9 protein-coding genes are annotated in these 12,472 nt (G+C 60.1%); 6 read left to right on the top strand and 3 right to left on the bottom strand.

Annotated features, from left to right (window positions below; translation table 11 throughout):
• The first annotated feature begins 165 nt into the window (after positions 1-165).
• From BVU99_RS07305 to yejF, 5 genes are all read left to right on the top strand, one after another.
• Positions 166-1,752, top strand: a complete 1,587-nt coding sequence (locus BVU99_RS07305) for a cyclic di-GMP phosphodiesterase (RefSeq protein ID WP_025303554.1) — start codon at positions 166-168, stop codon at positions 1,750-1,752.
• 89 nt (positions 1,753-1,841) lie between these two features.
• A complete protein-coding gene (locus BVU99_RS07300; RefSeq protein ID WP_025303555.1) occupies positions 1,842-3,650 on the top strand; it encodes an extracellular solute-binding protein in 1,809 nt (602 codons plus the stop codon).
• A 9-nt stretch (positions 3,651-3,659) separates the two neighbouring features.
• A complete protein-coding gene (locus tag BVU99_RS07295; protein WP_025303556.1) occupies positions 3,660-4,751 on the top strand; it encodes a microcin C ABC transporter permease YejB in 1,092 nt (363 codons plus the stop codon).
• Positions 4,748-5,773, top strand: coding sequence for a microcin C ABC transporter permease (locus BVU99_RS07290; RefSeq protein WP_025303557.1), 1,026 nt, complete (start codon positions 4,748-4,750; stop codon positions 5,771-5,773). Before BVU99_RS07295 ends, BVU99_RS07290 begins: the two co-directional genes overlap by 4 nt.
• A 1-nt stretch (position 5,774) precedes the next feature.
• Complete coding sequence (gene yejF, locus BVU99_RS07285; RefSeq protein ID WP_099817471.1) at positions 5,775-7,385, top strand: microcin C ABC transporter ATP-binding protein YejF; 1,611 nt, start codon at positions 5,775-5,777, stop codon at positions 7,383-7,385.
• A gap of 8 nt (positions 7,386-7,393) precedes the next feature.
• Here the strand turns inward: yejF and BVU99_RS07280 are convergent, their stop codons facing one another.
• The 3 genes from BVU99_RS07280 to rsuA form a co-directional block, all read right to left on the bottom strand.
• Positions 7,394-7,738, bottom strand: a complete 345-nt coding sequence (locus BVU99_RS07280; protein ID WP_004935763.1) for a YejG family protein — start codon at positions 7,736-7,738, stop codon at positions 7,394-7,396.
• Positions 7,739-8,332: 594 nt separating this feature from the next.
• Positions 8,333-9,529, bottom strand: coding sequence for a Bcr/CflA family multidrug efflux MFS transporter (locus BVU99_RS07275; RefSeq protein WP_025303559.1), 1,197 nt, complete (start codon positions 9,527-9,529; stop codon positions 8,333-8,335).
• A 41-nt stretch (positions 9,530-9,570) separates the two neighbouring features.
• Positions 9,571-10,284, bottom strand: a complete 714-nt coding sequence (gene rsuA, locus BVU99_RS07270) for a 16S rRNA pseudouridine(516) synthase RsuA (protein ID WP_025303560.1) — start codon at positions 10,282-10,284, stop codon at positions 9,571-9,573.
• A 318-nt stretch (positions 10,285-10,602) separates the two neighbouring features.
• Between rsuA and BVU99_RS07265 the strand changes: the two genes are divergently transcribed.
• Complete coding sequence (locus BVU99_RS07265) at positions 10,603-12,360, top strand: DEAD/DEAH box helicase (protein ID WP_099817470.1); 1,758 nt, start codon at positions 10,603-10,605, stop codon at positions 12,358-12,360.
• Positions 12,361-12,472: the final 112 nt, after the last annotated feature.

The following is a 12,472-nucleotide window of genomic DNA, read 5'->3' as shown; positions in this document are numbered from 1 at the left end:
TCCGCTTAAAATAGGCGCATTATATTTCTGTCGGCGACGCCGCGTATTTAAACGGCGCCGCCGGTTGGTTCGGGATAAAAAGTCAAAAATGAAAAAAAAGCCGTTGGCACAATCCATTAACCGGCTGTGCGACACCCCTGACGCCCGGTTGCAGAGGACTCGGTTATGGGCTTGAAAAGAGCTTTTGCCCGCAGCGTGTCTCACCGACAGCGCAGCCTGGCTAAAAGCGGTGTCGCTGCCCTGGTATTTTTTACGCTCTTCACTGCGGTCACGCTTTCTTTGATCAACCACCAGCGCACGCAATATCAACACAAGGTCGAAGCGCGTACGCAAAAATTCACGCTGGGTTATATCTCGCACCTGACGGCAGTGATGCAGCAAATGATGCCGCTACTGGACAAGCCTTGCCTCTCCAGCCAGTCGGATATTACCTACCAAGCGGCCTTTACCAGCGGCGTGCGCACCTTCCTGTTGGTAAAAGGCGGCTACGCCTATTGCTCTTCCGCCACCGGTGACATGATGTTGCCGATGAAAAATCTCTACCAGGAAATCGACTGGGATCTGCCTTTGGATCTGAAGCTGCAGCAGGGCACGCCGATCGTACCGAACAAACCGGCGGTGGCGGTTTGGCTGCGGCATCCCGGCGAAAAGGCCACCGGCATCCTCGCTACGCTGGACATCGATCTGATGCCCTATTTACTGTTCACCTCGCATGACGAACAGGCGCCGGGCATCGCCATCGTGATGGGCAACCGCGCCCTGACCACCTTCAGCCCGAACCTGATGCCGGTCGATCAACTGCCGAAAGGCAAGGCGGATACCCTGACGATGCCCAATCTGCCGCTGACCATCCTGTTCTACAACGAGAAACTGACGCCCAATGACATTCGCCTGACGCTGCTGGGCAGCCTGGTGCTGTCACTGATGATTGGCGTGCTCTGCTACTATATGCTGCTGTTGCGGCAAAGCCCGGAGCGTGCGCTGCTGCGCGGCATCAAGCGCAACGAGTTCTTTATCGAATACCAGCCGGTGTTCCATACCGACAGCAACAGCATTGGTGGGCTGGAAGCGCTGATCCGCTGGCAGCATCCGCTCGAGGGCCGCATCCCGCCCGATGTCTTTATCCCCTACGCCGAAAGCAACGGGCTGATCGTGCCGCTTACCCGCCATCTGTTCAGGCTGATCGCCGAAGATGCGCCGCAGCTCGCCAAAGCGCTGCCACGGGGAGGCAAAGTCGGTCTCAATATTTCCCCCGCCCACCTTAGCGCGCCGTCGTTCCATCAGGACGTGTATGAACTACTGACGCAGCTGCCGGGCGATTACTTTACGCTGGTGTTTGAAATCACCGAACGCGGCATGGTGGAAGAAGAGAGCGCGCTGGCGGAGTTCGACTGGCTGCACAAACAGGGTATCGAGATCGCGGTGGACGATTTCGGCACCGGGCACAGCGCGTTGATCTATCTTGAGCGCTTCACCATGGATTACCTGAAGATCGATCGCGGCTTCGTCAACACCATCGGCCAGGATACGGTCACCGCGCCGGTGCTGGATGCGGTGATCTCGCTGGCGAAAAAGCTGAAAATGCTGACGGTGGCCGAGGGCGTGGAAACCGCCGAGCAGATGCAGTTCCTGCAAGAACACGGCGTCAACTTCATGCAGGGCTACTACTTCAGCAAGCCGCTGAGCATCGATGATTTCGTCGCTTACTGCAATGCTAATCAGGTCTTTGATTATCAGGAAAAAAATAGTTAATCTTTAGGCAACTTTACCCTGCGCCCACCCGAAGAATGTTATGCTGGGCGCAGGTTGTACCTTATTCCACAGCAGGAGCTTACCGTCCGATGTCCGTGCGCATTTTCGCTGCTCTGGTGCTCTCGGCACTGAGTTTCGGTCTGCAGGCCGAAGCCCTCAACGAAAGCTACGCTTTCGCCCTGCTCGGTGAACCGAAATACGCCACCGACTTCAGCCATTTCGACTACGTCAACCCGGCGGCGCCCAAAGGCGGCGACGTACGGCTGGCGGCCATCGGCACCTACGACAACTTCAACCGTTTCGCTACCCGCGGCGTACCCGGCGAGCGCACGATGGAGCTGTACGATACGCTGTTCACCAACTCCGACGACGAACCCGGCAGCTATTACCCGTTGATTGCCGAATCGGCCCGTTTCCCAGCCGACATGCGCTGGATGGAATTGGATATCAACGCCCGCGCCCGCTTCCAGGACGGCAGCCCGATCACCGCCGCCGACGTGGCCTTTACTTTCAATAAATTCATGACCGAAGGCGTACCGCAGTTTCGCTCCTTTTACAAAGGCGTCACGGTCAAGGCCATTTCCCGGCTGACGGTGCGCATCGAGCTGCCTAAGGCAAATCGCGATCAAATCCTCAGCCTGCTCAGCCTGCGCGTATTGCCGGAAAGCTTCTGGAAAAACCATAAGCTCAACGAACCGCTCAGCACCCCGCCGCTCGCCAGCGGCCCGTACAAAATCGGCGATTACCGCCTCGGCCAGTACATCACCTATCAGCGGGTGCGCGACTACTGGGCCGCCAACCTACCGGTGAATCGCGGCCGCTATAACTTCGACAGCATTCGCTACGATTATTACCTGGACGATAAAGTGGCGCTGGAAGCCTTCAAGGCCGGCGCTTATGATTTCCGCATCGAGCCGTCGCCCAAGAGCTGGGCCACCCAGTATCAGGGCGGTAATTTCGCGCGCAACTACATCATCAAACAGGACGAAACCAATCAGGCGGCACAGAATACCCGCTGGCTGGCGTTTAACCTGCAAAAACCGCTGTTCGCCGATCGTCGGGTACGGGAAGCGATCGGCCTGGCTTTCGACTTCAACTGGATGAACAAAGCGCTGTATTACAACGCCTATCAGCGCGCCGACAGCTATTTCCAAAATACCGCCTACGCCGCCCGCGGCTACCCGGACGCCGCTGAACTGGCCTTGCTGGCGCCGCTCAAAGGCCAGATACCGCCAGAGGTGTTTACCAGCATCTACCAACCGCCCTCCTCCGATGGCAGCGGCAACGATCGGCAAAACCTGCTGAAGGCGACCCAACTGCTGAAAGAAGCCGGTTGGGTGGTCAAAAATCAAAAGTTAGTCAACGCGAAAACCGGCCAGCCGTTCACCTTTGAATTGATGCTGCTGAGCGGCAGCAACTTCCAATATGTGCTGCCGTTCCGCCACAACCTGCAGCGGTTGGGCATCGAAATGCAAATCCGCGAGATTGACGCCTCGCAGTACACCCGCCGTCTGCGCGAGCGCGATTTCGACATGATGTCGACGGTGTATATGGCAATGCCGTTCCCCAGCGCCAACTTGCAAATCATTTGGGATTCGCAGTACATCGATTCCAGCTATAACACCCCCGGCGTCAAGGACCCGGCGGTTGACAGCCTGGTCAGGCAAATCGCCGCCCATCAGGGCGATGAAAAAGCCCTGTTGCCGCTCGGCCGCGCGCTGGACCGGGTGCTGACCTGGAACAACTACATGCTGCCGATGTGGTACTCCAACCACGATCGCTATGCCTATTGGGACAAATTCTCCACGCCGTCGATCCGCCCGGCCTATGCGATCGGCTTCGACAACTGGTGGTACGACGTCAACAAGGCGGCGCGCTTACCGGCTCAGCGGCAATAAGGAGTCGGAATGGCGGCCTATCTGATACGCAGACTGTTATTGGTGATCCCCACGCTGTGGGCGATCATCACCATCAACTTTTTTATCGTGCAAATCGCGCCCGGTGGCCCGGTGGATCAGGCCATCGCCGCCATCGAGCTGGGGCACGGCAGCGGTTTTGGCAGCGGCGGTGTCGGCGAAGGCCTGGGCCATGCCCGGACGGGCATCGCGGCAGGCGACGGCCAATATCGCGGTTCGCGCGGCCTGGATCCGGAGGTGATCGCCGAGATCACCCAACGGTACGGCTTCGACAAACCGCTGCACGAACGCTACTTCACCATGCTGTGGAACTATATGCGCTTCGACTTCGGCGACAGCCTGTTTCGCGGCGCTTCGGTGATGCAACTGATTAGCCAGAGCCTGCCGGTCTCCATCACGCTGGGCCTTTGGAGCACGCTGATCATCTATCTGGTGTCGATCCCGCTCGGCATCCGCAAGGCCGTCCACAACGGCAGCGCATTCGATACTTGGAGCAGCACGCTGATCATCATCGGCTACGCCATTCCGGCTTTCCTGTTCGCTATCCTGATGATCGTGCTGTTCGCCGGCGGCAGCTACCTCGACTGGTTCCCGCTGCGCGGCCTGGTGTCCAGCAACTTCGACACTCTCTCGTGGCCGGCGAAGATCGCCGACTACCTGTGGCACATCACATTGCCGGTGCTGGCGACGGTGATCGGCGGCTTCGCCACCCTGACCATGCTGACCAAAAACGCGTTCCTTGATGAGATCCGCAAGCAGTACGTCACCACCGCCCGCGCCAAAGGGCTGGACGAAAAAAAGATCCTGTACCGCCACGTGTTCCGCAACGCCATGCTGCTGGTGATCGCCGGTTTTCCGGCCACCTTCATCAGCATGTTCTTTACCGGATCGCTGCTGATTGAGGTGATGTTCTCGCTCAACGGTCTGGGGCTGCTGGGCTACGACGCCACGCTGCAGCGCGACTACCCGGTGATGTTCGGCACGCTGTATATCTTCACCCTGATCGGCCTGCTGTTGAACATCCTCAGCGATGTCACCTACACCCTGGTCGATCCGCGCATTGACTTCGAGGCCCGCCAATGAGCCGCCTAAGCCCGATCAACCAGGCGCGCTGGGCGCGTTTTCGCCGCAACCGCCGCGGCTACTGGTCGCTGTGGATCTTTCTGGTGCTGTTCACCCTGAGCCTGGCCGCCGATCTGATCGCCAACGACAAACCGCTGTTGGTGCGTTATGAAGGCCGCTTGTACCTGCCGTTTATGATTAGCTACAGCGAAACCGCCTTCGGCGGCGAGCTGAACACCGAGGCCGACTATCAGGATCCGTTCGTCCAGCGGCAGATCGAACGGCACGGCTGGGCGGTTTGGGCGCCGATCCGTTTCAGCTACGACACCATCAACTTCGCCACCGAGGTGCCCTTCCCCTCGCCGCCTTCGCGCCATAACCTGCTGGGCACCGACAGCAACGGCGGCGACGTGCTGGCTCGGGTGCTGTATGGTTTTCGCATTTCGATGCTGTTCGGCCTGGCGTTGACGCTGTTTTCCAGCCTGATCGGCGTGTGCGTCGGCGCGACCCAGGGGTATTACGGCGGGCGTTTCGACCTGTGGGGGCAGCGATTTATCGAAGTGTGGTCGGGCATGCCGACGCTGTTTCTGATCATCCTGTTGTCGAGCATCGTCCAGCCCAATTTCTGGTGGCTGCTCGGCATCACCATCCTGTTCGGCTGGATGAGCCTGGTGGGCGTAGTGCGCGCCGAATTCTTGCGCACCCGCAACTTTGACTACATCCGCGCCGCGCGCGCCATGGGCGTGCCGGATCGCGTGATCATGTCCCGCCATATGCTGCCTAACGCCACGGTGGCGACGCTGACCTTCCTGCCGTTTATCCTTTGCGGCTCGATCACCACCCTGACGTCGCTCGATTTCCTCGGCTTCGGGCTGCCGATAGGCTCGCCGTCGCTCGGCGAATTGCTGCTGCAAGGCAAAAACAATCTGCAGGCGCCGTGGCTCGGCATCACCGCCTTCTTGGTATTGGCAGTGCTGCTGTCGTTATTAATCTTTATCGGCGAAGCGGTGCGCGACGCCTTTGACCCCAGCAAGGCGCATTGATATGGCCACTCCTTTGCTCGCAATTCAAGATCTCAGCATCGCCTTCCGCCAGGGCGACACCGTCACGCCGGTGGTCAACGAACTCTCGCTGCAAATCGCGCCGGCGGAAACGCTGGCGCTGGTAGGGGAATCCGGCTCCGGCAAAAGCGTCACCGCCCTGTCGATACTGCGCCTGCTGCCCGCGCCGCCGGTGGTTTACCCTGCCGGCGATATCCTGTTCAACGGCGACTCGTTGCTGCATGCGCCGGAAGCGGCGCTGCGCAAGGTGCGCGGCAATCAGATCGCGATGATCTTTCAGGAGCCGATGGTGTCGCTTAACCCACTGCACACCATCGAAAAACAGCTGGCGGAAGTGTTGATGCTGCACCGCGGCCTGCGGCGCGAAGCCGCGCGCGCAGAGATCGTCGAGTGCCTGGAACGCGTCGGCATCCGTCAGGCCAAGAGCCGGCTGCAGGATTACCCGCATCAGCTGTCCGGCGGCGAACGCCAGCGGGTGATGATCGCCATGGCGGTGTTGACCCGCCCAAAACTGCTGATCGCCGACGAACCCACCACCGCGCTCGACGTTACTATCCAGGCGCAGATCCTGACGCTGCTGCAAGAACTGAAGCAGGAGATGGGCATGGGGTTGCTGTTTATCACCCATAATCTGAATATCGTGCGCCGCCTGGCGGATAACGTGGCGGTAATGCGTCAGGGGCGCTGCGTAGAGCAAAACTCCCGCACGCAGCTGTTCAGCCGGCCGCAACATCCTTACACGCAGCAGCTGCTGGCCGCCGAGGACGTCGGTGAACCGCTGCCGCTGCCTGCCGCAGCCAACGGGCGCCCCGGCGACGAGCGGCCGCTGCTCAAGGTGGAAGATCTGCAGGTGCGCTTCCCTATTCGACGCGGCCTGCTGCGCCGCACGGTGGATTATCACTATGCGTTGAAGTCATTGAGTTTCGAGCTGCGCGCCGGGGAAAGCGTGGGGCTGGTGGGAGAATCCGGCTCGGGCAAAAGCACCACCGGGCTGGCGCTGCTGCGCCTGCTGGCCTCTCAGGGCGCCATCTGGTTCGACGGCGAACCGCTGCACCCGCTCACGATGAAGCAGATGCTGCCCTACCGCAGCCGAATGCAAATCGTCTTCCAGGATCCCTATTCCGCCCTGAACCCGCGCCTGAACGTACAGCAGATCATCGCCGAAGGGCTGGAAGTGCACCAGCGGCTTACCGCCGAGCAACGGGAACAGCGCGTGATCGCGGTGTTGCAGGAGGTCGGGCTGGACCCGCAGTTGCGCCACCGCTATCCCACCGAGTTTTCCGGTGGCCAGCGCCAGCGTATCGCCATCGCGCGTGCACTGATCCTGCAGCCACAGTTGCTGATCCTCGACGAGCCGACCTCTTCGCTGGATAAATCGGTGCAGGCGCAGATCCTGACGCTGCTGAAATCGCTGCAGCAACGCCACCGGCTGGCTTATCTGTTCATCAGCCATGACCTGCAGGTGGTGCGTTCGCTATGCCACCAGGTCATCGTGTTGCGACAGGGAGAAGTGGTTGAACAGGGAGACTGCCGGGTGATTTTCGCGGCGCCCGCCGCCGACTATACCCGTCAACTGCTGCAGTTGGCGGACTAGCGGCGAATTTAGAAAGGGTATTGCGCGCTGAGCGGTTCGGCGATCGCGGCGCCGACGTTTTTCAGGCGGCACATGGTGGCGCTCTCGTCGCTGCGCTGCACGAACAGGCAAGGTTCCCCTTCCCATTCAACAATCGCGCAGTCGACCTGAATCTCCTGCAGCGACAGATTGAGCTGTTGCATGACCTGCCAGGCCTCGGCCCCTTCATGGCTGAGTAACTTCAGACCAATCAGGTTGTTATCTTCGTCTATTCCGTTAAACGGAATCGGTTCGACCTTCACGCCGGTGAAACCAGATAGCCAACGATAACTTTGCGGCAAGCGATGCACTACCGAAAGTTGGATACTTTCCACATGAAATCCCTAGATTGAAAAGGTGAAACACTTTTACCTGACAGGGTTACTAAGTTATAGCCGTTGACTCCCGACTCTGCCGCGCACAAATGTTATTTAAATGTAAATTTTGCCGCTAGCCATTAACCTGACCCCGTGCTTGCCGATGCCGTGCCATTTTTTGGCGCGCCGTGCGGTGTTATTTCACGGCATTTTGCGACTCAGCTCGCATTTTTGCGTTATATGTAACCCTTTCCCGCAGCGATCTCAACTCTTTTTTCTTGCAATGCGACTACTTTTCCGTCGCCATATTTTTACAATGAAGAAACATTTAGCCCACCACGTTAGCGCAACTGTCTCTTCTAATAGCTTGATTTATATCAATCCTAATACAAACCGCTCACGCTGTTCAGCCGACAGAGCGCCGCGCCTCCCGGGGAATATTGGGCGGCACGATGGCGGAATTTTTTAACAAAAAGCACACAGAGGGGAAAACGACCAATTAATTAGCTTGCGTATATTTAGCAACAAATTTTTCATTGCCAGTTGCACCCTGAAATGGCAAGGCGCAACCCTAAGGCGATGCGGGGCAAAACGCCCCGAATCGGGAGAACGTCAGGCTGCGCGATCGCGCGGCCGGCTGGCGTAAACATAGAACAGCACCGCCACGATGCTGCACAGCGCCATCGAGGTGACCATGGGCCAGGCGCTTTTGCCCGGCGCCATCGACAGCACCGCTCCCACCAGCGCACCGATGCTGAAGCGCAACGTACCGGCCAAGGAAGAAGCCGTGCCCGCCATATGCGGGAAATCATCCAAGATCACCGCCATGGCGTTGGAGGAGATCATCGCGATGCACCCCAGATAGACCGCAACGCCGATCACCAGCGCCCAGAAACCCAGACCGACAGCGCTCACCGCCAGCAGCCACAGCCCCATCGCCAGCTGTACCAGCAGCCCCAGCTTGAACATCTTGACCGCGCCGAACCGCCGCACGTTGCGGCTGTTGATCAGCGTCGTCAGGAACAGGAAGACGATGTTCAGCGCAAAATAGTAGCCGAAATGCTGCGGCGAAACGTGGTTCAATTCGATGTAGACGAACGGCCCGGCGCTGAGGAACGAGAACATGCCGGCGAACGAGAAGGCGCTGGCCAGCATGTAGCTCAGCACCCGTTTGTGGCGGAACAACGAACCGAAGTTGCCCAGCGTGGTGCGCAGGTGGAACCGCTGTCGCCGTTCTTTCGGCAGCGTCTCCTTGATGAACAGGGCCACCAGCAGTGAACCGATCAACGCCGCGGCGCCCATGGTCCAGAAGATGGCGTGCCAACTGAACCACAGCAGCAGCGCCCCGCCGATCATCGGCGCCAGCAGCGGCGCGATGGTCATCACCAGAATGACGAACGACATCATGCGCGAGAACTCGTCCTTGGTGAACATGTCGCGCATCAAGGCGTTGATCACTACGCTGGCGGCGGCGGCGGCCAAACCGTGCAGGAAACGCAGCCCGATCAGCTGATCGATCGATTGCGCCATGGCGCAGGCGCAGCCGGCGATGGCGAAGATCAGCGTACCCCACAGGATCACCGGCTTGCGGCCGATGCTGTCCGACATCGGCCCATAGAACAGCTGCCCGAAGGCAAAGCCGAGCATATAGGCGCTGAGCGTCATCTGCACGCTGCCGGACTCGACGCCAAACTGGGCGGCGATCACCGGCATACTGGGCAGGTACATGTCGATGGCCAACGGCATCAACATGGACAACAGGCCCAGAATGAAAATCAAACCGAGATGAGAGGTTCGGTTCTGTTGCACGTTCCACGACTCCTTAATCGGCCGCAATCGATGATCGGTTATCAGTCCTGCAGGTGCGGCGCGCCCACGCTGGCGATCTCTTCTTCGGTCAGTGGGCGGTATTCACCCGGCGCCAGATCGTCATCCAGCACGATGGCGCCGATGCGCTCGCGGTGCAACTCGATCACCCGATTGCCGACGGCAGCGAACATCCGCTTCACCTGGTGGTAGCGCCCTTCGCTGAGGGTCAAGCGCACCACGTGCTCGTCGACCTGCTCCAGCGTCGCCGGCCGCGTCAGATCTTTCTCGTTGTGCAGTTGCACCCCTTCGGCGAAACGCTGCGCGGTGTCTTCCGCCAGCGGGTGCTCCAGCGTCACCAAATAGGTTTTCTCACAGTGGTGGCGTGGCGACGTGACGCGGTGCGACCACTGGCCGTCGTCGGTCATCAGCACCAGCCCGGTGGTGTCGATATCCAACCGCCCGGCGGCGTGCAGCTTGTACGCGACCGGCTCATCGAGGAAGTACAGCACCGTCGGATGATCGGGATCGTCGGTGGAACAGACGTAACCCTGCGGTTTGTTGAGCATGAAATAGCGCGGGCCGTTCTGCTGCTGCAGCGGATTGCCGTCGAACGCCACTTCTTGCTCCGGGGTCAGTTTGACAGCCCCGCTCTTCACCACCTCACCGTCCACGGTGACGCGTTTAGCCCGAAGTTCGCGCGCAACCAGCGCACGGCTAATGCCTAACTGCTGAGATAAAAACTTGTCCAATCGCATGGGATCTGCTTTGCCTGTCGTTGTTATGATCGCATTGATCGTATTGCCAAAATATGACGCCCGCCGTTGCACCGGGTGCAAATGGCAGGTTCAGGGGGGAAATCGCGTGGGGGAACAGCGATTGCTGTCACACGAGTATAGCGGTACAACGCGTTGCCCGACAGGGGTAATTTTCACGCTTCTCGCACCGCGCGCGCGCAGAAGGCATAATAATAGAAATTTTTCGGCCGCCCGGCACGTAAAATGTCACGGTTTCTGTGGGAACAGAGGTGACAAAACCGGTTCCCGGCGGCCCATTCCAACCTACGGCGTTCATTTATGGCCTTTACCCTACGCCCCTACCAACTGGAAGCGGTCGAAGCCACCATCAACCATTTCCGGCGGCACCCCGAACCGGCGCTGATCGTGCTGCCGACCGGTGCCGGCAAAAGCCTGGTGATCGCCGAGCTGGCGAAGCGCGCCCGCGGGCGGGTGTTGGTGCTGGCGCACGTCAAGGAACTGGTGGCGCAAAACCACGCCAAATACTGCGCCTACGGCCTGGAAGCGGATATCTTCGCCGCCGGCCTGCAGCAGAAAGAGAGCGCCGGCAAGGTGGTGTTCGGCAGCGTACAGTCCGTCGCGCGCAACCTGCCGCTGTTCGACGGCGCCTTTTCGCTGCTGATCGTCGATGAATGCCACCGCATCAGCGACGACGACGACAGCCAGTACCAGCAAATCATCCAGCATTTACAGAAAACCAACCCGCAGCTGCGGCTGCTGGGGCTGACCGCCACGCCTTACCGACTGGGCAAGGGCTGGATTTACCAGTATCACTACCATGGCTTCACCCGCGGCGACGGCGCCAGTCTGTTTCGCGACTGCATCTACGAGCTGCCGCTGCGCTACATGATTAAGAACGGCTTCCTGGTGCCGCCTGAGCGGCTGGATATGCCGATCGTGCAATATGACTTCAGCCGGCTGGAGGCCAGGAGCAACGGCCTGTTCAGCGAAGCGGATCTGAACCGCGAGCTGAAGCGGCAAAACCGCGTCACGCCGCACATCATCAGCCAGATCGTGGAGTACGCAGAGGATCGCAAAGGCGTGATGATCTTCGCCGCCACCGTCGAACACGCCCGCGAGATCCACGGCCTGTTGCCGAACGGCGAAGCCGCGCTGGTCAGCGCCGAAACGCCGCCCGCCGAGCGCGATGCGCTGATCGACGCGTTCAAACAGCAGCGGCTGCGCTATCTGGTCAACGTCGCGGTATTGACCACCGGTTTCGACGCGCCGCACGTCGATCTGATCGCGATCCTGCGCCCCACCGAGTCCGTCAGCCTGTACCAGCAGATCGTCGGGCGCGGGCTGCGTTTGGCGCCCGACAAAAAGGATTGCCTGATCCTCGACTACGCCGGCAACCCGCACGATCTGTTCACGCCGGAAGTCGGCGTCAGCAAGCCGCACGGCGACAGCCAGCCGGTGCAGGTATTCTGCCCGGCCTGCGGCTTCGCCAACCTGTTCTGGGGCAAGTGCACCGAGAACGGCGATATCATCGAGCACTACGGCCGCCGCTGCCAGGGCTGGCTGGAGGACGACGACGGCCACCGCGAGCAGTGCGATTACCGCTTCCGGTTCAAGAGTTGCCCGCACTGCGGCGCGGAGAACGATATCGCCGCACGCCGCTGCCATCAATGTCAGGAAGTGTTGGTCGATCCCGATGACATGCTGAAGGCGGCGCTGAAGCTGAAAGACGCGCTGGTGCTGCGCTGCGGCGGCATGGAACTGCAGAGCGGCCGCGACGACAAGGGCGAATGGCTGAAGGCCACCTATTACGACGAGGACGGCACCAGCACCAGCGAGCGCTTCCGCCTGCAGACGCCGGCGCAGCGCAAAGCGTTCGAGATGCTGTTCCTGCGCCCGCATCAGCGCGCGCCGGGCGTGCCGTTCGCCTGGCACACCGCCGCCGACGTGCTGGCGCAACAGCAGGCGCTGCGCCATCCGGATTTCGTGGTGGCGCGCAAGCGCGGGCAGTTTTGGCAGGTGCGTGAGAAAGTGTTCGATTATCAAGGCCGTTTCCGCCGCGCCAATCAGTTGGCCTGAGCGAACTGTCCCCAACCTGGGCAGGTTTTCGTTGCCCTGCGGGCGGCTTTCCGTTAAAATGCCGCGCGCTTTACCTGGGCCTGCCCAGCGTTAAAGCGGGTTTCCGAACTTG

Origin of the sequence: Serratia sp. OLAL2 (assembly GCF_002752475.1) — a bacterium.
GTDB lineage: Bacteria > Pseudomonadota > Gammaproteobacteria > Enterobacterales > Enterobacteriaceae > Serratia > Serratia bockelmannii.
The sequence above is the reverse complement of the archived record's forward strand: the minus strand, read 5'-3'. Positions and strand labels throughout refer to the sequence as shown.

Excerpts from the sequence above, each read along its gene's own strand:
- BVU99_RS07305 (WP_025303554.1), top strand. The coding sequence starts at position 166 with ATGGGCTTGAAAAGAGCTTTTGCCCGCAGCGTGTCTCACCGACAGCGC.
- BVU99_RS07300 (WP_025303555.1), top strand. The coding sequence starts at position 1,842 with ATGTCCGTGCGCATTTTCGCTGCTCTGGTGCTCTCGGCACTGAGTTTC.
- BVU99_RS07295 (WP_025303556.1), top strand. The coding sequence starts at position 3,660 with ATGGCGGCCTATCTGATACGCAGACTGTTATTGGTGATCCCCACGCTG.
- BVU99_RS07290 (WP_025303557.1), top strand. The coding sequence starts at position 4,748 with ATGAGCCGCCTAAGCCCGATCAACCAGGCGCGCTGGGCGCGTTTTCGC.
- yejF (WP_099817471.1), top strand. The coding sequence starts at position 5,775 with ATGGCCACTCCTTTGCTCGCAATTCAAGATCTCAGCATCGCCTTCCGC.
- rsuA (WP_025303560.1), bottom strand. The coding sequence starts at position 10,284 with ATGCGATTGGACAAGTTTTTATCTCAGCAGTTAGGCATTAGCCGTGCG.
- BVU99_RS07265 (WP_099817470.1), top strand. The coding sequence starts at position 10,603 with ATGGCCTTTACCCTACGCCCCTACCAACTGGAAGCGGTCGAAGCCACC.